At 71.1% G+C, this 21,935-nt stretch carries 16 protein-coding genes and 3 tRNA genes; 10 read left to right on the top strand and 9 right to left on the bottom strand.

All coding sequences use genetic code 11. From position 1 onward, the window contains the following. Positions 1-16: 16 nt before the first annotated feature. Complete coding sequence (locus B277_RS19920; RefSeq protein ID WP_007927754.1) at positions 17-3,685, bottom strand: heterodisulfide reductase-related iron-sulfur binding cluster; 3,669 nt, start codon at positions 3,683-3,685, stop codon at positions 17-19. 251 nt (positions 3,686-3,936) lie between these two features. Between B277_RS19920 and cysK the strand changes: the two genes are divergently transcribed. Next, positions 3,937-4,863 carry a cysteine synthase A gene (gene cysK / locus B277_RS09835; protein ID WP_007927753.1) on the top strand — a complete coding sequence of 309 codons (927 nt, stop codon included), beginning with the start codon at positions 3,937-3,939 and terminating at the stop codon, positions 4,861-4,863. A gap of 2 nt (positions 4,864-4,865) precedes the next feature. Then, positions 4,866-5,465, top strand: a complete 600-nt coding sequence (gene cysE, locus B277_RS09830; protein WP_007927752.1) for a serine O-acetyltransferase — start codon at positions 4,866-4,868, stop codon at positions 5,463-5,465. Between the two features lie 181 nt (positions 5,466-5,646). Here cysE and B277_RS09825 read toward each other — a convergent pair whose 3' ends face one another. After that, the gene (locus B277_RS09825) at positions 5,647-5,868 is read right to left on the bottom strand and encodes a hypothetical protein (RefSeq protein WP_007927751.1); all 222 of its coding nucleotides are present in this window, start codon (positions 5,866-5,868) and stop codon (positions 5,647-5,649) included. A gap of 212 nt (positions 5,869-6,080) precedes the next feature. Here B277_RS09825 and B277_RS09820 point away from each other — a divergent pair. The 5 genes from B277_RS09820 to B277_RS09800 all read left to right on the top strand — a co-directional run bounded on the left by B277_RS09820 (position 6,081) and on the right by B277_RS09800 (position 8,895). Continuing rightward, a tRNA-Ser gene (locus tag B277_RS09820) sits at positions 6,081-6,167 on the top strand. A 1-nt stretch (position 6,168) separates the two neighbouring features. Further along, positions 6,169-6,612 (top strand): type II 3-dehydroquinate dehydratase, encoded by a 444-nt coding sequence (locus B277_RS09815; RefSeq protein ID WP_040881306.1) that lies wholly within the window; start codon positions 6,169-6,171, stop codon positions 6,610-6,612. 242 nt (positions 6,613-6,854) lie between these two features. Further along, a complete protein-coding gene (locus tag B277_RS09810) occupies positions 6,855-7,058 on the top strand; it encodes a cold-shock protein (protein WP_007927749.1) in 204 nt (67 codons plus the stop codon). Between the two features lie 175 nt (positions 7,059-7,233). Next, positions 7,234-8,727: an LCP family protein gene (locus B277_RS09805; protein ID WP_007927748.1), complete on the top strand. Its 1,494-nt coding sequence runs from the start codon at positions 7,234-7,236 to the stop codon at positions 8,725-8,727. Between the two features lie 75 nt (positions 8,728-8,802). Then, positions 8,803-8,895: transfer RNA gene (locus B277_RS09800), tRNA-Ser, on the top strand. A 40-nt stretch (positions 8,896-8,935) separates the two neighbouring features. On the opposite strand, the gene B277_RS09795 is transcribed toward B277_RS09800, so the two are convergent. The 5 genes from B277_RS09795 to B277_RS09775 form a co-directional block, all read right to left on the bottom strand. Continuing rightward, positions 8,936-9,667, bottom strand: a complete 732-nt coding sequence (locus B277_RS09795) for a hypothetical protein (RefSeq protein ID WP_007927746.1) — start codon at positions 9,665-9,667, stop codon at positions 8,936-8,938. 30 nt (positions 9,668-9,697) lie between these two features. Then, the gene (locus B277_RS09790) at positions 9,698-10,954 is read right to left on the bottom strand and encodes a bifunctional glycosyltransferase family 2/GtrA family protein (RefSeq protein WP_007927744.1); all 1,257 of its coding nucleotides are present in this window, start codon (positions 10,952-10,954) and stop codon (positions 9,698-9,700) included. Continuing rightward, the gene (locus B277_RS09785) at positions 10,947-13,028 is read right to left on the bottom strand and encodes an ArnT family glycosyltransferase (protein WP_007927742.1); all 2,082 of its coding nucleotides are present in this window, start codon (positions 13,026-13,028) and stop codon (positions 10,947-10,949) included. Before B277_RS09785 ends, B277_RS09790 begins: the two co-directional genes overlap by 8 nt. A 148-nt stretch (positions 13,029-13,176) precedes the next feature. After that, on the bottom strand, positions 13,177-14,649 hold the full coding sequence (locus B277_RS09780; RefSeq protein ID WP_007927740.1) for a sensor histidine kinase: 1,473 nt from the start codon (positions 14,647-14,649) through the stop codon (positions 13,177-13,179). Next, positions 14,646-15,377, bottom strand: coding sequence for a response regulator transcription factor (locus B277_RS09775; RefSeq protein ID WP_007927739.1), 732 nt, complete (start codon positions 15,375-15,377; stop codon positions 14,646-14,648). The genes B277_RS09780 and B277_RS09775 overlap by 4 nt, the downstream gene beginning before the upstream one ends. 148 nt (positions 15,378-15,525) lie before the next feature. On the opposite strand from B277_RS09775, the gene B277_RS09770 reads away from it, so the two are divergent. The 3 genes from B277_RS09770 (at position 15,526) to B277_RS09760 (ending at position 16,716) form a co-directional block, all read left to right on the top strand. Further along, a complete protein-coding gene (locus B277_RS09770) occupies positions 15,526-15,939 on the top strand; it encodes a hypothetical protein (protein WP_128277200.1) in 414 nt (137 codons plus the stop codon). A 69-nt stretch (positions 15,940-16,008) separates the two neighbouring features. Further along, positions 16,009-16,081: transfer RNA gene (locus B277_RS09765), tRNA-Arg, on the top strand. 257 nt (positions 16,082-16,338) lie between these two features. Next, complete coding sequence (locus B277_RS09760) at positions 16,339-16,716, top strand: winged helix-turn-helix transcriptional regulator (protein WP_338009756.1); 378 nt, start codon at positions 16,339-16,341, stop codon at positions 16,714-16,716. Positions 16,717-16,819: 103 nt separating this feature from the next. Here B277_RS09760 and B277_RS09755 read toward each other — a convergent pair whose 3' ends face one another. Together B277_RS09755 and B277_RS09750 are read right to left on the bottom strand one after the other, a co-directional pair. Further along, entirely contained in the window at positions 16,820-19,843 is a 3,024-nt protein-coding gene (locus B277_RS09755; RefSeq protein WP_007927736.1) for a M36 family metallopeptidase, read from the bottom strand. Positions 19,844-20,025: 182 nt separating this feature from the next. Continuing rightward, positions 20,026-21,864 carry a phosphoenolpyruvate carboxykinase (GTP) gene (locus B277_RS09750; RefSeq protein WP_007927734.1) on the bottom strand — a complete coding sequence of 613 codons (1,839 nt, stop codon included), beginning with the start codon at positions 21,862-21,864 and terminating at the stop codon, positions 20,026-20,028. Positions 21,865-21,935 lie beyond the last annotated feature (71 nt).

Below are 21,935 nucleotides of genomic sequence, written 5' to 3'. Positions count from 1 at the left end.
CGTCGTCAGCGGGAGGTCACTCCCAGGAGGGGTTGGCGTTCTTCTTCGCCAGCTCCGACAGGTTGCTGTCGTCGGCCGAGGCCGCAGGGGCCTCGGTGGAGGCGGCAGGTGCCTCGTCCTCCACCTCGGCCGCAGCCTCGGTGACCGGGGCCTCGGCCGCAGGTGCCTCCTCGACCTCGGGCTGGGGAGCGGCTTCCTTGGCCGGGGTGGCCTCGGCGGCAGGGGCCTCGTCCTCCGCCTCGGCCGGAGCCTCGGTGGTGGTCGGGGCCTCGGCGGCGGGTGCCGGGGCGGCAGCACCGGTCTCCCAGGACGGCGCCGCGTTCCTGGCCGCGAGGTCGCTGTCACCCGTGGGCGCAGCTGCCGGTGCAGCCTGCTCGGCCTCGGCCTGGGGAGCGGACTCCTCGGCCGGGGTCGCCTCGTCCTCCGCCTCGGCCGGAGCCGCGGCGGCGGCCTCCTCAGCGGGAGCGGCAGCAGCGGGAGCGGCGGCCGGGGCGGCAGCGCCGGTCTCCCAGGACGGCGCCGCGTTCTTGGCCGCGAGGTCGCTGTCACCCGTGGCCGTGGCTGCCGGGGTGGCCGCCGCCGGTGCAGCCTGCTCGGCCTCGGCCTGGGGAGCGGACTCCTCGACCGGGGTCGCCTCGTCCTCCGCCTCGGCCGGAGCCTCGGTGGTGGCCGGGGCCTCGGCAGCGGGCGCCGGGGCGGCAGCGCCGGTCTCCCAGGAGGGAGCGGCGTTCTTCGCCGCGACCGAGTCGTCAGCGGCCGGAGCCGTCGCGGTGTCGGTCTCGGCCTTGGGCGCCTCAGCCGCCGGGGCAGCAGCGCCGGTCTCCCAGGAGGGAGCGGCGTTCTTCTCGGCGGCGGTGGCGTCCGCCTTCGGCTCCTCGGCCTTGGGTGCCTCGGTGGCCGGGGCGGTGGCACCGGTCTCCCAGGACGGGGCGGCGTTCTTCTCCGCGGCCGAACCGGTCTCCCAGGAGGGGGCGGCGTTCTTCTCGGCAGCCGAGCCGGTCTCCCACGACGGAGCGGCGTTCTTGTCCGCAGGGGACGAGTCGGTGGCGGCCGCACCAGCACCGGCTGCGGCCCCACCAGCACCCACGGCAGCGCCGGTCTCCCACGAGGGAGCGGCGTTCTTGTCCGCAGCGGTCTCGCGACCGGCGACGGCCTGCGGGTCCTCGCCGGCCTCCTCGACCGCGGCAGCGGTCTGCGCGGTCTCGGCCTCGCTCGGAGCGGCGGGGGTCGCCCCCTTCGCTCCCTCACCCTCGGTGGGCGCGGGGACGGCGGTCTTGGGCTCGGCCTCGGCCTGCTCCTGCGCCTCGGTGGTGCCGCCCTTCGCGGGGACGACCGCCTCCTTGACCGACGCGAGCAGCATCTGGGCCACGTCGACGACCTCGATGTCCTCGGACGCACCCTCGGACTGCTTGGCCGTCAGGCCGTCGCTGAGCATGACGCGGCAGAAGGGGCAGCCCACGGCGATCCGGTCGGCGCCGGTCGCGATGGCCTCCTCGGTGCGGTTGAGGTTGATCCGCGAGCCGAGCTGCTCCTCCATCCACATGCGGGCACCACCGGCGCCGCAGCAGAAGGACTTCTCCTTGGTCCGCTCCATCTCCTTGAGCTCGACACCCGGCAGGGCCGAGATGAGCTCACGCGGCGGGGCGTAGACGTTGTTGTGACGACCCAGGTAGCACGGGTCGTGGTAGGTCACCGACGGCGCGGACGACGCGACGTCCTTCAGGCTCGACTTGCGCGGGCCCTCGGGGCGGTTGACCGGGACGATCTTCTTCTCGCGGACGAGGCGGTTGAGCAGCTGCGTGTGGTGCAGCACCTCGTACTTGCCGCCGAGCTGCGGGTACTCGTTCTTGATCGTGTTGAAGCAGTGCGCGCACGTGACGACGATCTTCGTCGCGCCGAGCTCGTTGAGCGTCTCGACGTTTTGCTCCGCGAGCATCTGGAAGAGCACCTCGTTGCCCGCGCGGCGGGCGGAGTCACCGGTGCAGGTCTCGCCGTTGCCGAGGACCGCGAAGTCCACGCCGGCGTGGTCGAAGAGCTCGGCCACGGCGCGCGTCGTCTTCTTGGCGCGGTCCTCGTAGGCGCCGGCGCAGCCGACCCAGAAGAGGTAGTCGACGTCGTCGGCCGACTCGACGTCCTCGCCGAGCACCTTGACGGTGAAGGGGAGGTCCTTCGCCCAGTCCATGCGCGCCTTGGCGCCCATGCCCCACGGGTTGCCCTTGGACTCGAGCTTCTTGAAGAGGCCGCCGAGCTCGCTCGGGAAGGCCGACTCGATGAGGTTCTGGTAGCGCCGCATGTCGACGATGTGGTCGACGTGCTCGATGTCGACGGGGCACTGCTCGACGCAGGCGCCACAGGTGGTGCACGACCACAGGACGTCCTCGTCGATGACCGCATCGGGGCCGTGCGGGTTGTAGGCCGACAGCGGGTGGTCGATGTCGTACCCGGTCTGGCCGACGAGCGACATCTCGCCCCAGTTGATCGCGTCCGGCTCGGCCGTCGCGACGGCGCCCTCGGCCTGGACGGCCTCGGCGCCACCGAAGGCGACGGCACCGTCGGCGGTCTGGCCCTTCGCTGCGCTCGCCGGGGTGTAGACGCCCGAGACGCCCTGTGCCGCAGCGAGGTAGGGCGCCTTGGCGTGCGCGTGGTCGCGCAGCGTCATCATGAGCAGCTTGGGGGAGAGGGGCTTCTCGGTGTTCCAGGCGGGGCACTGGCTCTGGCAGCGGCCGCACTCGGTGCACGTGGAGAAGTCGAGCAGGCCCTTCCACGTGAAGTCCTCGACCTTGCCGACGCCGAGGGTCGAGTCCTCCTCCATCTCCTCCATGACCTCCATGGAGAAGGGCTTGCCGTCGACGAGCATCGGCTGCAGCTCACCCAGGGAGGTACGGCCGTCGGCGTGACGCTTGAAGTAGATGTTGAAGAAGGCGAGGAAGCGGTGCCACGCGACACCCATCGTCGGGTTGATCGAGATGGTGATCATCCAGGCGTACGAGATGAGCAGCTTGATCAGCGCGACGACGACGATGCCCGCCTCGAGCGCCCCGACGGACATGCCCGAGAAGAGCGAGCCGAGCCAGCCGGTCAGCGGGAAGTGCAGCAGCGATGCGTGGTCGGTCTCACCGGTGTTGAGCAGGAGCGCCCGCTCCAGGCCGCGCAGCAGGGCGATGCAGATGCCGACGCCGAGGATGGTCAGCTCGACGTAGTAGGCCTGCCAGAAGGTCGAGCCGAAGAAGCGGGACTTGCGGCCCTCGTCACCGGCGGCCGAGCGCGGGTGGCTCCGCTGCCGGATGACCATGAGCATGACGATCGTGACGATGCCCGTCATCGCGAAGAGCTCGGTGATCCACTCGTAGACGAAGAAGTGGCCGATGAGCGGCAGCACGAAGTGCGGGTCGAAGAGCTGGAAGGTCGCCTGCACCAGGGTCAGGAAGAGGACCCCGAAGGAGATCATCGTGACCCAGTGGGCGATCGCCACGATGGGCAGTCGCGACATCCGGGTGTGGCCGAGGAACTCCCGCAGCAGCGTCGCCGTGCGCGCGCCGGGCTGGCCCGTGCGCTCCTTGGCCGGCGTCGACGCTCCGAGCTTGAAGACGGTGACGAAGTGCTTGACGGCTCGAGCGAGCAGGCCCCATCCGACGATGGTGATCCCGACCCCGAGGATGATCGCGACGATCTGGAGGGCAGACATGGGTCCGAGTCTAGGACTCGACCCCTGTGTCGACAGCACCGCAGAGGTGCGTCACTCGTCACCTGAGGGTAGCCTCACCGCCCCGTCGCGGCCTCGGACGAAGGGGGTGTGCCCCCTTCGCCCGTCGGCGGTGAGACCCGCTTGCACCGACAGATAACGCGGTGTTGGAATATCCATAACGTCGCGTTCGTTGTCGCGGACGTGCCCGCCGCACTCATCGCGGCACTCGACTCCCGAGGGAAGGACCCGCGTTGCCCATCTACGAAGACGCCACCAAGCTCGTCGGCCGCACCCCGCTCGTGCGGATCAACCGGATCATCGAGTCCGAGGCGACCGTCGCCGCGAAGCTCGAGTTCTACAACCCGGCCAACTCGGTCAAGGACCGCATCGGCGCCGCGATCATCGACGCGGCCGAGGCCTCCGGTGACCTCAAGCCGGGCGGCACGATCGTCGAGGCGACCTCCGGCAATACGGGCATCGCTCTGGCCATGGTCGGCGCGGCCCGCGGTTACAACGTCGTCCTGGCCATGCCGGAGACGATGTCCAAGGAGCGCCGTGCGCTCCTGCGCGCCTACGGTGCTGAGCTCGTCCTCACCGAGGGCGCCAAGGGCATGAAGGGTGCGGTCGAGAAGGCCGAGGAGATCGCCGCCGAGCGCGGCGCCGTCCAGGCCAAGCAGTTCGCCAACGCCGCCAACCCGGCGATCCACGAGAAGACCACGGGTCCGGAGATCTGGGAGGACACCGACGGCAAGGTCGACATCCTCATCTCCGGCATCGGCACCGGCGGCACCATCACCGGCGCCGGACGCTACCTGCGCTCGCAGAAGTCGGACGTCCAGATCATCGCGGTCGAGCCGGCCGAGTCCCCGATCCTCAACGGGGGTGCCCCCGGCCCGCACAAGATCCAGGGACTGGGCGCCAACTTCGTGCCCGACATCCTCGACACCGAGATCTACGACGAGGTCATCGACATCGACGCCCCGACGGCTATGGACTGGGCGCGTCGATCGGCCACCGACGAGGGTCTGCTCGTCGGCATCTCCTCCGGCGCCGCCTTTGCGGCGGCTGACCAGGTGGCCCGCAGGCCGGAGAATGCCGGCAAGACGATCGTCGTCATCATCCCGAGCTTCGGCGAGCGATACCTCTCCACCCCGCTCTTCGAAGGGCTCCTCGACTGACCGTGGCCGCCCACCTGCCGATCCGCGCCACGATCCGTGAGGATCTCGCCGCGGCCATGGAGCGCGACCCCGCCGCGACCTCGCGGTGGGTCGTGCTCCTGACCTCTGCCGGGCTGCACGCCATCTGGCTGCACCGCATCGCCCACCGCTGGTGGGTGCGTCCCGGCGGCAAGTGGCCCGCGCGTGTGCTCGCCTACCTCTCGCGCTCCTTCACGGGGATCGAGATCCACCCGGGTGCGCACATCGGGCGCCGCTTCTTCATCGACCACGGCATGGGTGTGGTCATCGGCGAGACGGCGGTTGTTGGAGACGACGTCATGCTCTTCCACGGCGTGACGCTCGGCGGCACCTCCGGCAAGCGGGTCAAGCGTCACCCGACGCTGGGGGACAAGGTCATGGTCGGCGCCGGGGCCAAGATCCTCGGCGACGTGCACGTCGGCAGCAATGTCAAGGTCGGGGCCAACTCGGTCGTCGTCAAGGACGTGCCGACCGGCGCCGTCGCCACGGGCATCCCGGCGCAGTACCGGTTCCCGGCGCTCGAGGACACCACGGGCCGCTCGCCGCAGGAGCTGCTCTACGCGGACCCGGCGCTCTTCATCTGAGTCCGCTCGCCGGGCCCTGAGGTGCGAGCGCCAGCGAGCCTCGAAGGGAGGGGACCCACCGATGACCGGTGGGTACCCTCCCTTCGTCGTGTCGCCACGGGCCCTGCCCTTCGAGACGCTCGCCCGCTGCGCGGACTCCCTCCTCAGGACCCGGAGGTCGCGCAGCGACCGTCTCGAAGGGTCAGGCGGGCGTCGGGCCGTCGCCGAGCGGGTAGGTCGACGGGCCCTGCGTGTCCGCCGCGACGCCGCTCGGGACGTCGCGCGACGGGTCGCCCGTGATCTTGCTGGCGCCCTCGCGCATCTTGTCGCCGGCGACGGAGGCTGCGCTGCTCACGGCATCGAGCGCGGCAGGGGCGGCCTTCGTCTTGGCGGCGTGCTTCGCGGTCGCGACCTGCTGCTGCACCGGCTGACGACTGCCAGGCCTTGGCGGCGCCGGAGCGGATCTGCTCGTAGCGCTGACGGCCAGCCCTGGCCCCGAGCACGTACCCGGCGGCGGCACCGAGGAGGAAGGAGATCTTCGACATGGGAGTCCTTTCGATCTGGTGGTCGGCTCACCCCGACACTACCCACACTCATCATGGCCTACCGTGGACTCGCCTGCCGCGCGGCAGGCGAGGAGGGCTCGCATAGTGGCCTAGTGCGGCGGTCTTGAAAACCGCTATGGCGGCAACGTCATCGTGGGTTCGAATCCCACGCCCTCCGCATGACATCCCGGCCCGCCCTCGTGGTGCTCAACGGACCCAACCTCAATCTGCTCGGCGAGCGTGAGCCCGAGGTCTACGGCCACGAGACGCTCGCCGACGTCGAGGCCCTGTGCCGGGCGCGCACCGACGCGCTGGGGTGGCATCTCGACTTCCGCCAGACCAACCACGAGGGCGTCATGATCGACGCGATCCACGAGGTGCGCCGCAGCGCCATCGGGCTCGTCGTCAACGCCGGCGGCTGGACGCACACCTCCGTGGCGATCCGGGACGCACTGGCCGCGGTCGCCGGACCGGTCATCGAGGTGCACATCTCGGACATCCGAGCGCGTGAGCCCTTCCGTGCCTTCTCCTACCTCGCCGACGTGGCGAGCGCAGAGGTCGTCGGGCGTGGGGTGCGCGGCTACGTCGATGCGATCGACGAGGTGCACCGGCTCGCGGGGTGACGGCCAGGCGGCCGTCCGCACCTTCCCGCGTGCGTGACCATGCTCCCGCAGAGGTTTGCTGGTAGCGTCGCTCTCGTAGTTGCAGTACAGAACTTCTCGCATGATGCGAATGGGGTCGGCCGCCACGCCGGGCTCACAGTGTTACCAGGGGCGTGTACCCCTGCCGAGGGGAGCTTTGCAGCTTGCACAAGGGACCGCGACCTGCGGGCCCGGATTGTTCAACAGGAAAGAAGATTCACCCCATGGCACAGGGCACCGTTAAGTGGTTCAACGCTGAGAAGGGCTTTGGCTTCATCGCCCAGGACGGCGGCGGCCCCGACGTGTTCGTTCACTACTCCGCGATCGACACGACCGGCTACCGGTCGCTCGACGAGGCGCAGCGCGTCGAGTTCGAGATCACCCAGGGCCCGAAGGGCCCGCAGGCTGAGCGCGTCCGTCCCGTCTGAGACGACGCACCAGTGATGCGGTGATCTCACCGCGCACCCTCGAAGGCCCCCACCAGATGGTGGGGGCCTTCGGCATGTGCGGCTAGTGTGTCCCCCGATGGATGACGGCGCCCAGCACCAGCCCCCCGCCAACCGGCGCGGGGCTCCGAGGAGACGGCCCCGCCGGCGCGACCGGGTGACCACCTCCGTGGGTGCCACCCGGGCCGAGCACCACACCGGCGGCACCACTCGAGCGGCCCGCCGCGAGCACCGCCTCGCCCGGCGCGCGCGGCTGCGACGCCGGGCTCTGAAGGTGACGGGTGCGGGGGCGGCGCTCGTCGTCGCCGCCGGGCTCGGTGTCACGATGCACCTCGGCAACAACGTCTCGCGCGTCGACATCGCGCACGGGTCGGCCGAACGTCCCGACGACGTCGACGGCGCACTCAACATCCTGGTCATCGGGTCCGACACCCGCGAGGGGCTCGGCACGACCGAGTACGGCACGGGGACCGCCGAGGGCGGGGCGCGATCCGACACCAACCTGCTCGTGCACATCTCCGCGGACCGTGAGTCCGCCTATGTCATCTCGATCCCGCGGGACTCGATGACGCAGGCACCGACGGACTGCGCCGATCCCAAGTCCACCGTCGCCAACGGCGAGGTGCGTCGGTGGAACGACAACTTCAACCAGGGCGGTCCGGCCTGCACGGTCAAGACGCTCGAGGGGCTGACGGGGATCTACATCGACCACGTCGCAGTCGTCGACTTCAGCGGGTTCCAGTCGATGGTCGACGGCCTGGGGGGCGTCGACGTGTGCCTGCCCAAGCCGGTGTCCGACGCGGACGCCCAGATCGACCTGCCGGCCGGTCGCCAGCGCCTCGACGGCAAGGACGCTCTCGGGTACGTGCGCATGCGCAAGACCCTGGGGGACGGCTCGGACCTGCAGCGCATCGAGCGCCAGCAGGCCTTCATGTCGTCGATGGCCCAGGAGGCGACGAAGACCTCCCTGCTCCTGCGCCCGGACCGGCTGTACCGATTCCTCGACGCGGCCACGAAGTCCATGACGGCAGACGAGGACCTCAGCCTGACCCGGCTCACCTCGATCGCCTCGAGCCTCAGGGACCTGGGGACGGGAGAGCTCGTCTTCGTCACCGTGCCGACCGAGCCCTACCCCGCCGACACCAACCGGGTGCAGTGGCGCACCGAGGCCTCCGACGAGCTGTGGGCCGCCGTCCGCAACGACACGGCGCTGCCCGGGGCCAAGCGCGAGACCAAGGCCGCGCCGAAGCCCACGGTCGCACCGTCGGAGATCACCGTCAGCGTCGTCAACGACACCGGCGTGACCGGGCTGGCGGCGCAGGAGGCGGCTGCTCTCGAGGTGCAGGGCTTCGGCGTCCAGATCGCCGACGTCGCCCCGACCTCCTCGGTGACGGGCGTCGTCGTCCACCACGCGCGCGGTGACACCGCCTCCGCGCGGACCGTGGCCGCCGCCTACCCGGGCGCCAAGCTCAAGGTCGACCCCCAGCTGACGAAGGGGGCCACCCGTCTCGTCATCGGCGCCGGGGCCGACCCCGCCCGTGAGGTCCCCAACCGGGAGGGCACAGACCCCCTGCCGTCGCACTCGGTGACGGCACCGCCGGCGCCGACGGCGGTCAAGAGCCGCACGGCCGACCAGGACATCTGCGGCTGACGGTCGGGTGGGCGACCTGTCGCCCACCCGAGTTGGAGCGCTGCGCACCCGGCAGATACTCTGTCCGGGTTGTCTGGAGGCGTCGCCTAGTCCGGTCTATGGCGCCGCACTGCTAATGCGGTTTGGGCTAACCGCCCATCGAGGGTTCAAATCCCTCCGCCTCCGCCAGCGGACGAGACCCCGGTCGCCACGTGCGGCCGGGGTCTCGTCATCTCCACGCCCGGGTTGACGGCTCGCCCCAGGTCTCGTCGACCAGGGCCAGGAGCGCGAGCGCAGCGAGGCCGAGACCCGCGACGACGGCCCAGACGAGTGCCCGGGCCGCGGATGGCGGCTCCTCGAAGGACACCACCGCACGCCAGAAGCACAGCCCCGCGACGACGAACCACGTCGGCAGGCCGAGGCCCAGCCGCAGGCAGCCGGGACGCACGAAGCCGAGCACGCAGGTGGTGCACCACGCGTGCGTCGCGACGAGCGCTGCGACGACGGTGAGCAGCGAGATCGGGTCCGAAGTGATCGTCATCAGGACCGAGTCCGTCGGAGCACGCCCGTCCATGAGCAGGGACCATCCCGTCACCGCGGCGGTACCGATGGCGCTGACCACGAGCAGCGCAGGCAGGAGGATGCTCGTGAGGTTGCGCCGCGGGTAGCCGTGGTCGTCGCGCTCCGTGGACAGGAGCAGGAAGGGCCACATGAAGCCGCACCCGACGGCGAGGATCGCCACCCACCCGACGTCGGCCTCGATGGTGTCGCTCGACGCCGGGCTGTAGCGCAACCACCCGGTGAGGGACAAGAGGAAAACACCGGAGAAGAAGGCGAAGGCCCCGGCCCCGTAGCCCGCGGCCCGACGGGCCTCGGGCCACCATCTCGGGGGCCGGTCCTCCACCGCTCGCAGGTCCTCGGCGGTGCGCGGCGCGAGGCGCCGGTACGGGTCGTGGGCCATGCCTCCATCATGGCCGCGGCCACCGCGGGCTCAGTGGACGGCCTCCACCTCGCGCTCCGCGCTCGACTCGTCGGCCGCGGCGTCGACGGAGCCCGCCGGCAGGTCGGGCTCGCCCCGGTCGGCGAAGATCCACGAGCGCATCGCGACGAACTTGACGACGGTCGCCGCGATGTTGGCGACCCCGATGACGACCGTCTCGACCGTGACGGGAGTGGCCGGCCAGGCAGCGTGGAGCAGCCCGAGCGCACCCGAGGTCATCGCCCACGTCGCGCCGAAGACGAGCAGCCCCTGCAGCTGGTGACGCAGGCTGCCTGCGCTCCCGCGGATGCCGAAGGTCCATCGACGGTTGGCCCAGGTGTTGGCGACGGTCGCGACGAGCAGCGCGGCGACGTTGGCCGTCTGCGAGCCGAGGCCGGTCGCCGTGACGAGCGCGGCGAAGAGGCCGAGGTGGAGCAGGGTCGAGGCCACGCCCACGACGCCGAAGCGCACGACGTGCGCCCCGACCCCCGACGAAGGGGGGATCCGCCCCATGCGCTGCCGGATGTCCTCGACGGGCAACAGCCCCGCGGCGAAGGTGCGCTGCATGCGCCAGACGCCCCGCAGATCGTCGGACGCGGTCCCGACGACGTCGACTCGACTGTCGGGGTCGTCCCACCAGTCGACGGGTACCTCGTGGATCCGCAGCCCGGAGCGCTCGGCGATGACGAGCAGCTCGGTGTCGAAGAACCACGTGGGGTCCTCGACGAGCGGCAGCAGCTCGCGGGCGACGTCGCCGCGCACGGCCTTGAAGCCGCACTGCGCGTCGGAGAAGCGGGCCCCGAGCGCGGCGTGCAGGACGAGGTTGTACGCCCGGGAGATGAACTCCCGCTTCACGCCGCGCACGACGCGGCTGTCCGGGTGCAGTCGTGTCCCGATCGCGAGGTCAGAGTGGCCGGACATCAGCGGTGCGACGAGCGGCCACAGCGCGTCCAGGTCGGTCGACAGGTCAACGTCCATGTAGGCCAGGACCGGTGCGTCGGAGGCGAGCCACACCTGCTTGAGCGCACGGCCGCGGCCCTTGGCCTCCATCCGCACCAGCGCGACGCCCGGCAGCTCCCGGATGAGCTCGGCGGCGACCTGGGGGGTCGAGTCCGTGCTCGCGTTGTCCGCCACCGTGATCCGGAAGGGGTAGGGGAAGGTCGCGACGAGGTGCGCGTGGAGTCGTCGGACGCACGGCCCGAGGGTGTGCTCCTCGTTGTAGACCGGCACGACGACGTCGAGGACGGGGCTGGTGGTCGGCTCAGACATCCGTCGCACCGTTCGTCGACGTCGAGGTGGTCGAGGACGAGACCGGCTGGGTGAGGTCGTAGAAGGTGCTCCCGTCGATCGTCACCTCGGTGAAGTTGTCCTGCACCCAGGTCGAGATCTCGGAGCTGGAGCCGGAGCCACCCATGCCGCCACCACCCATGCCGCCGCCGGCGACGAAGTAGTGGATGCGCCCGTCTTCGACGTACTGCTGGAACTCCGCGAGCGTGGGGGAGGGGTCGGAGCCGTTGAACCCCCCGATCGCCATGACCGGCAGCTCGGTGCCGAGCTGGAGGCCTGCGGCATTCTGCGAGCCGATGGCCGCGGCGACCCAGGTGTAGGAGTCGGCGTCCGCGGACAGGGCGGCGACGACCTCGGTGCTGGGAGTGCTCGCGTCGAGCAGGCCACCCATGCCGCCGCCTCCGGTGCCGCCCTGGGTCCCGGTGCCGCCCCGGGTCCCCGTCCCGCCGGGCCCCTGGGGGGAGCCGTTACCGGTGCCGCCCTGACCGGTGGTCGTTCCGCCGCCAGCCTGGGGAGGAGTGCCACCGCGTCCACCACCCATGCCGCCGCCGGGGCCACCGGTCGAGGGACCGGCGGTGACGATCGAGCCGGAGTGGCCCTGCGCGAGGGTGGTGGCGCTGTAGGCCGCAGGCCCGGCGAGGCCGGCGAGGACCGCAGCGGCGGCGATGACGGCGACGGCCCGGCGGTGGACCCGGGCGATGACGAGCAGCAGGAGAGCGGCCGCGAGGCCGACGGCGAGGACCGCGACCCGCAACCAGCCGTACTCGGTGGTGCGGCTGAGCAGGACGAAGCTCCACACGGCCGCGGTCGCGGTCGCCACGGCGAGGGTCACGGAGCCGATGGACTCCTCCCTTCGCTCCCAGGCCTCGGCGGCACCGGCGCCGACGAGGACCGCCACAGCCGGGGCGAGGGCGACGGTGTAGTAGTCGTGGAAGATGCCGGCCATGAAGGAGAAGGTGAGCATCGTGACGACGACCCAGCCGCCCCAGACGAGGTAGGCGGCGCGTCGCTGGTCGGTGCGCGGGGCGCGGCCGCGCAGCCACAGCCCGACGGCGAGCAGGACGAGCGCGGTCGGGATGAGCCACGAGATCTGGCCGCCGGAGCCGCTGCCGAACATCCGGAAGATGCCGGTCTCACCCCAGCCGTTGCCGCCGCCGACGGACCCGGTCTCGTTGCCGTTGATCCGGCCGAGACCGTTGTATCCGAAGGTCAGCTCGAGGAAGGAGTCGGTCTGGCTGCCGCCGATGTAGGGCCGCATGCTCGCCGGGACGAGCTCGACGATGGCCACCCACCAGCCGGCACCGACGAGCATCGTGCCGATGCCGACGAGGGAGCCGATGATCCGTCGACGCAGCGTGGTGTCCGCGGCGACGAGGAAGGCGATGCCGAGGAAGGGCACGACGAGCAGGACCTGGAGGGTCTTGGTGAGGAAACCGAAGCCGATGAGCGCACCCACGAGGGCGAACCAGCGGATCGAGCCGCGCTCGATCGCGCGCATCGTCGCCCAAGCGGCGGCCGTCATGAGCAGCACGAGGAGCGCGTCGGGGTTGTTGAAGCGAAACATCAGGACCGCGACCGGGGTGAGCGCGAGGACCGCGCCGGCGAGCAGGCCGGCGCCGGCGCCCCAGTAGCGCTTGACGCTCGCGTGGACGAAGCCGACGCTCGCCACACCCATGAGCACCTGGGGCGCGAGGATCGCGAAGGAGTTGAGCCCGAACAGGCGCACGGACAGGGCCATGACCCACAGGGACGCCGGCGGCTTGTCGACGGTGATCGACCCGGCCGCGTCCGACGCGCCGTAGAAGAAGGCACTCCAACTCTGTGAGCCCGCCTGCACGGCGGCGGAGTAGAAGGCATTGGCCCAGCCGCTCGCCGTGAGGTTCCAGAAGTAGGCGGCGGCCGTGACGAGGAGGAGGGCGAGGAGCGCGGGGCGGGCCCATCGCGGGTCGGCCTCCAGGCCGCGCCACAGCCGAGCAAGACGCGAAGGGGGTGAAGGCAGGCTGCGTGGTGTGGCGGCCGCCGTGGAGGGGGGCGGTGAGAGGGTCATGGTGTCCATGCCTCCACGCTCGGGCTGCTGCCTGTGCCCACGCTGTGGTCACCCGTTGGTCGAGGTGTGAGCAGCGCCAGCGAGGAGCCTCGAGACCCAGGTGGCGGATGGGGTCGAGGCTGCTTCGTCGCTCCTCAACCACCGAATCTGAGCCCCCTCACCCCACAGGCAGGGCGAGGCTGAAGACGGTCCGCCCGGGCACCGACTCGACCGTCACCTCGCCGCCGTGCGCGCGGGTGACGGCGGAGACGATCGACAGGCCGAGGCCGGTGCTGCCGGAGGCGCGCTGGCGCGACCCGTCACCTCGGGTGAAGCGCTCGAAGACGTTGGGCAGCAAGGCGTCTGGGATGCCGGGCCCGTTGTCCTGGACCTGCAGGAGGGCGCGTCCACTCCCTTCGTCCAGGCGAAGGGAGGTCCGTACCGTCGTCCCGAGCGGGGTGTGGTTGCGTGCGTTGGCGAGCAGGTTGGCGAGGACCTGGTGCAGTCGCGCGCGGTCGCCGATGACCTCGACGGGCTCGGGGGGCAGGTCGAGCTCCCACCGGTGGTGGGGGGAGGCGGCGCGCGCGTCGCCGGTGACGTCGATGGCGAGCATCGTGAGGTCGACGGGTTCGCGCTCGAGGGGGCGCCCGGTGTCGAGGCGCGCGAGGAGCAGCAGGTCCTCGACGAGGTCCTGCATGCGCAGCGCCTCGGACTCGACCCGGGTCAGGGCGTGGGTGACGCCGGCGGGCACCGGCTCGGTCTCGCGGCGGGTCAGCTCGGCGTAGCCGCGGATCGAGGCGAGGGGGGTGCGCAGCTCGTGGCTGGCGTCGGCGACGAACTGCCGCACGCGGGTCTCGGACTCCTGCCGGGCGCGCAGCGCGCCGTCGACCTTGTCGAGCATGCTGTTGAGGGCCAGCCCCACCTGTCCGACCTCGGTGGCCGGGTCGACGTCGGGGACGCGCTCGGCGAGGGAGACGTCGCCGGAGGCGAGCTCGAGCTCGGAGACGCGGCGGGCGGTGCCGGCGACGCGCTCGAGGGGTTGGAGGTTGCGCCGCACGAGGTAGGTCCCGCCGGCCCAGACGCCGACCAGCCCGACGAGGCTCGAGCCGGCGACGATGAGGACGATGGCGCCGACGGTGCGACCGATGGGGTCGACGGGGACCCCGGTGATCGCGGTCCACCCGTCGGCCGTGCGCACGGAGACGAGCCGGTAGGTGCCGATGTCGTCGCCGAGGTCGACGGTCCGCGGACGGCTGCTCAGGCCGGCGGCGTTGAGCTCGGCGACCTGCGCCTCGTCGAGGGTGTCGTTGCGGCCCGCGGTGTTGACCGCGTAGTTGAGGTCGTTGCCGCGCTCGTCGACGGCGACCTCGCCGTCGCGCAGCACGAGGTGGAGCACGGCGTTGCCGCTGCCGGCGGGAGGCCCGCCGCGCAGCCCGGAGCCGGGCCCGGGCGGCTGGGTCCCGTCGATCGCGCCGACGAACCGCTCGGAGGCGCTCATCAGGTCGTCGTCGACCTGCTGGGTGAGGTACTGCCGCGCGGCGAGGCTCGTCAGGGTTCCCATGACGACGGTGACGGCGAGGAAGAGCAGGACGACCGACGCCACGAGCTTGGCCCGCAGCGTCCAGGTCGACGGACGGCGGAGGGAGGTCACTTCGCCGGCTTGAGGACGTAGCCGGCGCCGCGCATCGTGTGGATCATCGGGTCGCGCCCGGCGTCGATCTTCTTGCGGAGGTAGGAGACGTAGAGCTCGACGACGTTGGCCTGCCCGCCGAAGTCGTAGTTCCACACCCGGTCGAGGATCTGCGCCTTGGACAGCACCCGCTTGGGGTTGCGCATGAGGTAGCGCAGCAGCTCGAACTCCGTGGCGGTCAGCGAGATCTCGTCGCCCCCGCGGATGACCTCGTGGCTGTCCTCGTCGAGGGTGAGGTCGCCGACGACGAGGAGCGAGGTGGACTCGGTCGCGACGACGGCGGTGCGTCGCAGCAGCGCCCGCACCCGGGCGACGACCTCCTCGAGGCTGAAGGGCTTGGTGACGTAGTCGTCGCCGCCGGCCGTGAGGCCCGCGACCCGGTCCTCGACCGCGTCGCGGGCGGTGAGGAAGAGCACCGGGACCTCGGGCTCGTCCGCACGCATCCGGCGCAGGATCTCGAGCCCGCCGATGTCGGGGAGCATCATGTCGAGCACCACCGCGTCGGGGGAGAACTCCCGCGCCGTGCGGACGGCCTCGGTGCCGGTCGCGGCCGTCCGCACGTCCCACCCCTCGTAGCGCAGCGCCATGGCGACGAGCTCGGTGAGGTTGGGCTCGTCGTCGACGACGAGCACGCGGACGGGCGAGCCGTCCGCTCGGGTCAGTGGGGAGAGCGTGGTGCGCTGGGCCATGAGGACAGTCAACTCCCCTCGTCCCCCTTCGAACCCATGCGTCGGCTGTGTGTCACCTGTGAAGGATCGGCGGACGGTCCTCGTGGTGCGTAGGTGGGTGACGGCTCGGCCACAGCGCCACCACAGGGAGCGGTCCGAGCGTGGAGCCATGAGCACCTCCCACGACCCAGGAGCACCGATGACCCAGCAGTACCCGACCCAGCCCGACCCCGAGGCGACCGCGCCGCTGCCCAAGACCGCGCCGGCCATCAACCCGCCGCGTTGGCGGGGCCGCAAGACCGCCGTCGCTGCGGCCCTCGCGATCGGCCTGAGCTCGGCCGGTGCCGTCGCCGCGGCCGCGACCGTCGAGCAGGGCAGCACGGGGCGCGAAGGGGGTGGCCCCGGCGGTGGTCAGGGCTTCCCCGGCGGCCAGCAGCAGGGACAGCACGGACAGCAGGGCGGGCAGAACCAGCAGCAGGTCCCCGGTCAGCGGGGTCAGCAGCAGGCTCCCGGCCAGATGGGCCAGCAGGGCACCCTGCCGAACGACCAGCCGAGCGACCCGCAGAGCGCCCAGACCTCCTGACGTCCGTCGATTTCGCCGCGCGGCCGGGAGCAGGTACTCTCTTCACTTGTCGCCGGAGACCGGCGGCGAGCGCCCGTAGCTCAACGGATAGAGCATCTGACTACGGATCAGAAGGTTTGGGGTTCGAATCCCTACGGGCGCGCTCTGTGTTGAGACAGACGGAACAGGCCCTGCCAGCGGTAACGCGGCAGGGCCTGACTCGTTGAGCGACCCTCACGACTTTCGTCAGGGAAGTTAGGCTGCCGGCAGCAGTCCACCCGTGAGAGGTCCGCCCATGCCGTTTCGCTCCGACTGGTCCGACGAGCTGTGCCCGATCCGTCGTTCGCTCGACGTCCTCGGTGACGGGTGGGTCCTGCTCATCATCCGTGACGTCCTGCACGGCCGGGTCGATTCGACACCCTGCGCGACAACCTCGGCATCTCGGAGGCCGTCCTCAGCCGCCGGCTGCGGGCCATGGTCGAGGCGGGGCTGCTCGAGCGGGTGGACTACGACGACGGCGGCCGGACCCGGCAGGGCTATGCGGCCACCGAGGCCGCCGCCGAGCTGCTACCCGTCCTCCAGCAACTGGCCATCTGGGGAGAGCGGCACACGCCCACGCCCTCCGGTGGTGGTCACATGGCGCTGATCCACGAGGGCTGCGGCCGGAAGACGACGCGGGGCGAGACGTGCAGCCACTGCGGCGAGGCCCTCGTCCCCGAGCAGATGTCGTGGGACAAGCCCTGGCACGGCCGCCGCGACCGTCTCGTCGCTGCCGGCGAGCTGCGGACCGCACGCTGATCTTCCGTCTCCTTCGCATCGGTGTGCACACGTGGTCGTGCTGGTGCATCTGGCGGCGGGAAGGGGCGCCACGGGATGCACCAGCACGACCTGCTGGGCACGCTCAGCGGCGCATCACCTGAAACTCGGTGGTGGCGATGACGCTGCTGCCCGCGTAGGCCGTCGTGCAGTCGGTGTCGTTGTCCGGGTCCCCGTCCTGCTCACCCGCAAACTGCTCACCACCCTGGCACTGGTTGGCGACGACCTCGAGGCGCACGTGCGTCGCGGAGGTCTGCGGGATGTCGAAGGAGCGCATCTTCAGCTCCGGGGCGACCGGCCGGGGGACGTCCCCGGGGAAGGCGTCCTTCGGCGAGGTGTACGTGACGCGGTAGTCGGCGTCCTCCTCGCAGGTGACCTTGCCCTTCGCGTCGCAGGTCAGCACCTTGAACTGGCGCAGGTTCTGGAACCTGTTGCGTGAGACGCCGGACGAGGGCGCGCCGAGTGCGCTCACCTGGACCCGACGGATCTTCTGCCGGCCGCCGGCGAGGTCCACGGTGTACCGCTTCTGCTCCGACGTGGGGTTCGCCGGGGTCGCGCCCGTCGTGTCCTCGTCGCCGTCGACGAGGTTGTCGACGCCGTCACCGTCGCCGGAGATGGTCGCGCCTGCAGCAGTGCTGGCGAGGTTGTCGCGCATCTTGACCGGCAGGTCGCGCCGCTGGTTGTCCTTCGCGGTGAGGGTGACGACCGTCTGCGCCTTGCCCGGTGCGGTCACCGTGTAGGTCCGCTCGCCGGGCACGACCTCGAAGCTCTCGCCCAGGTCGCTCGCCGCGTCGGTGTCGGCCACCGGCCGGGAGCGGGCGGTGTACTCGCCGACGTACACCTTCGCGCCCGCCACCGGGCGGCCGTCCTCGTCGGTGGGGGAGAGCCGCAGGGTCGCGTTCTTCGCGTACGCCGACGCGAAGGAGGGCGTCGGCGCGGTCGTCGACGAGCTGGCAGACGCCGCGTCCCGACCGAGGCCGCGGTCGGCGAAGCCGTTCCACAGCAGGTCCTGGTTGGCCCCGCCGAAACGCAGCAGGTCGGCCGCGAGCATCGCATTGCGGGCGTCGACCATGCTCACCGTGCCGCGTGGCATGAGCAGCCACGCGTCGAAGACGAGTTGCATCCAGCGCCGGTTGCCCGGGCAGGTGTCCACCGCCTTCGCCCCGCTGGCGCAGGCGGCCTGGGTCGCCGCGTCGCCCGACCCGTAGCGATCCATGAAGGAGGCCCGGATGTCGGACTGCGTCGCCGACCAGATCTCGCCGTCCGCGGGGACCTGCGGGCCGGTGAGGTCGTAGCCGACGTTGGAGTAGTTGAGCGGGCTGTCGCTGAAGTTGTAGTTGCGGATGCCGCGGTCGGGGTTCCCGGTGACGTAGCCGCCCATCGGGGTCGCCTGTTTGCTCACCGGGGTGTAGCCCCACTCCTGCAGGTACTCCGTCGCCATGAGGTCGGACCACGACTCGCCCATCGCGCCGGCCTGGAGCCCGGACAGGCCCGCGTCGGGGCCGCCCGCCATCCGGTTGCTGATGGCGTGCCCGTACTCGTGGCCGATGACCGACATGTCGTAGTCACCGTCGACGCAGGGGGCGTAGAAGCTCCCGGCGAGGGGCTGCCAGAGGTACATGTTGCTGTAGCCGCTGATGCCGTCCGGGGGAGTGCCCTGGTTGGCGTTGTTGCGGGAGCCGGACTGCGCACCGGACTGGGAGTAGCCGAGCTCGGGGTCGCCGGCCTTGCCCCCCTTCGTCCCGTTGTCGCGCTGCATGTTCCACGCGGTCTCGGTGAAGCCGAGGTTGTACGACCAGTCGTGCATGCGGTTGTGCATCGCGAAGAGGTTGGTCGTCGCGGCGTCGATGTCGTTGCGCTCAGGGCTGGTGTAGTTGGCCGGGTCGCAGGCCTTCTTCGTCCACTGTGCGGTGAAGGGGAAGACGTAGTCGCGCTCGGGCTTCGAGGTCGCCGGCGTCACGGGTCCACCGGAGCGCCAGCGCTCGCCGGTGTAGGCGTTGTTGCCGTTCGTCGTGCCCGTCGACAGCTTGGTCGCGGGGTCGACGTCCCAGCCGAAGGCGGAGGCGGCGTTGCCGACCGCCTCGTCGCAGCCCGCCGCGGCGGTGAAGCACCAGATCGAGCGGGTGTCGCTGGTCTCCGCGTCGGGGGTGCCGGTGAAGACCGACCACGACGGGTTGTCGCTGTCGAAGTCGACGAGGCTCTCCCGGGCGATGATCGAGCCGTCGGCGGCGTCGACGTAGACCGAGTAGCCCTCGTCGGCACCCACGCGGGTGACGACGTGGTAGGCCGTGCGGGCGGCGCCGCCGGGTACGGGGACCGCGACCTTCTTCACCTGCTGCTGGCCCTGGAGACCGGTGGCCGTGAGGGTCGTCCACGACGAGCTGGCGGAGGCCGACCGGGACGAGACCTTCGCGATGCCGGTCGCCGGGTGGCCGATGTTCTTCGCGGCGTGGCCGAGGGCCTTCTCGGGGGTCATCCCGGCTGCGGCCGGTGCCCGCCGGGCCGTGGACGACGTCGGGGCGAGCGAGGAGTTGACGTAGCGGGCGGTGCCGCCGTCGACCGCGACGACGACGAGGCCGTCTAGCCCGGCGGCCAGGCCGTCGATCTGCTGCCGGAGCATGACGACGTCGCTCGAGCCGATGCGGTTGGTCGCGACGTGCTCCATGTCGGCGATGTCGGCGCTCGTCAGGCCGAAGGTGGAGCGCTCCTTGTCGAGGAAGGCGCGGGCGGCGGCCTCCGGGTCCTTGCCCAAGCCGGCGGAGAGGTCCCCCTTCGCGCTCGTCGGGGTCATCGTCTCGACCGACCCGAAGCGGTTCCAGGTGATCGTGCCGCGGCCCGTCGCGCTGCGGGCGCTGGGGGAGCGGCCGTCGTCGGCGGCCGCCGAGCGCTGGGTGCTCGACGGGGCGGCGCTGCGGGTGGCGCGGGTGTCGAGGTCGGGAAGATGGTCGTGCGGGTCACCGGCGGCCGGCGAGCCCTCGGCGGTGGCGGCGCCCGACGTGGTGGGCGCCGCGGTGGCGGTCACCACGCCCTGCCCGACGAGGGCGACGGACAGGGTGGCGGCCGCGGCTGCGGCGATCGTTCTGGTGTGGCGGTGGCGAGCTCTGGACATGCGTGGTCCTCTCGAAGACGCGCCCGGGTGGGGCGCTTACGCGTGTGACTGGAGTCACAGGGGGTGGCGGTGTCCGGACCATATCGGCGACCGCGGGGCCCCGCATGTCGAAAACGACGAAGAGCGCCACCCCCGTTGGGGGGGCAACGCTCTTCGTCGTCAGTCGGGTCGTACCCGCCGGCTCAGGCCTGCGCGTCGAGGTCGGCGGCCACGCGGCGGTGGGCCTCCCAGATCTCCTCGGGCAGACGGTCGAAGGCCTTGAGGTGTGCCTCGCGGAAGCTCATCTCCTGCTGCCAGCGCGGGACGTCGATGTCGAGGATGCGGTCCAGGTCCTCCTGGGGCAGGTCGAGGCCGGTGAGCTCGAGCTCCTCCTGCGTCGGGATGATGCCGACCGGGGTCTGGCGACCGGTGACCTCGCCCGCCTTGAGCTGCATGAGCCACAGCAGCGGACGGAGGTTCTCGCGGTAGCCGGGCCACAGGTAGTGACCGTCCTCCGGGTCCTTCTGGAACCAGTTGACGTGCGCGAAGAGCGGCTTGTCCTTGGCGGCCCCGATGATGTCGAGGTAGTGGCGCGCGTAGTCACCCTCGCCGTAGGCCATGAAGGGCCGGTTGGACATCGGGTCGTAGCGCAGCTGGCCCTCGACGCCCTCGGCCGCGGCGGTGGCCTCGGCGCCCAGCGTCAGGCCGTCGTAGACGCCCTCCGGCAGGGCGGTGATCGCGCGGATCAGCGGCTCGCGGTCACGGGTGCGACCACCGAAGATGATCGCGTCGATCTCGACACCCGCAGCCTCGTCGAAGTCCTCGGCCGCGTTGGGGACATTGGCCAGGGTGGTCGTGAAGCGGCTGTTGGGGTGCGCCCACGGGGAGGTGTCGCCCGGCTCGCGGTCGGCGATCGCCTCGCCCTTCCAGTCGAGCCAGCCGTCGACGTCGGCCGGCGGCTCGGGCGTGCGGCCCTCCCACCAGACCTCTTCGGTCTTCGGGTTGTAGGCGATGTTGGTGAAGATGACCTTGGTGCCCGGGTCCACGGAGTGCAGCGCGGTCGGGTTGGTCGTCTCGTTGGTGTCCTTGGCGACGCCGAAGACGCCGTACTCCGGGTTCATGCCCATGAGCTTGCCGGTGGACTCGTCGACCCACAGCCACGCGATGTCGTCGCCGTAGAAGTCGACCTGGTAGCGGTCGCCGAGGGCGTCCGGCGGCAGCATCATCGCGAGGTTGGTCTTGCCCGAGGCGCTCGGGAAGCCACCGGTGATGTGGTATCGCCTGCCGGTCTCCTTGTCGGTGATGCCGATGAGCATGTACTGCTCGGCGAGGAACTTCTTCGTGGCCCAGCCGTCGTAGGCGCCCTGGCGCAGGCCGTGGGCGATCTTGCCGAGCAGCGCGTTGCCGCCGTAGGACGAGCCGAAGTGCAGGATCATCCGCTCGTCGGCGACGGTGACGAAGTAGCGCTTGTCGTCCGGCGTGCCCTGGCCGAGGTTCTCGAGGTCACCCGTGACGTGGACGGCGCGGACGAAGTCGTCCTGGACCGGCAGGTCGTTGACGTGCTCGACGCCGACCCGGGACATGCGGATCATGTGCAGCACGACGGGGCGCGAGTCGGTGAGCTCGACGCCGGTGGCCCACTGGGCCAGCTCGTTGCCCTTGGGCGACATCAGGTAGGGCAGGACGTACATCGTCTTGCCCTGGGACTGACCGCGCATGAGCTCGGTCAGCTTCTCCTTCATCTCCGCAGCGGGACGCCAGTTGTTGTAGACACCCTTGTCCTTCTCGTCGTTCGTCGCGACGATCGTGCGCTCCTCGGAGCGCGCGGTGTCCTTGGAGTACGAGCGCGAGTAGTAGCGGCCCTCGCCCGCGGGCTGCAGCTCGCCGGCCTCGAGGGCCTCTGCGATGAGACGGTCGTCGTCCTGAGCGCCCACCACCTCAATCCGGTCGGGCTGGGTGATCTCGGCCCAGTGCTTCACGTACTCGCGGACGGCCTCGTTGGTGAGACCTGACGCGTCAAGTGCGGCGTCGACGTCGACCATGCTGTGTTTCCCTCTCACGTGCTGGGTGTGCGGGCGGTCCCTCGCAGGTTCTCCCGGTTGCGGGCAGGTTA

It is taken from the genome of Janibacter hoylei PVAS-1 (assembly GCF_000297495.1).
Classification (GTDB): Bacteria; Actinomycetota; Actinomycetes; order Actinomycetales; family Dermatophilaceae; genus Janibacter; species Janibacter hoylei.
The sequence above is the reverse complement of the archived record's forward strand: the minus strand, read 5'-3'. Positions and strand labels throughout refer to the sequence as shown.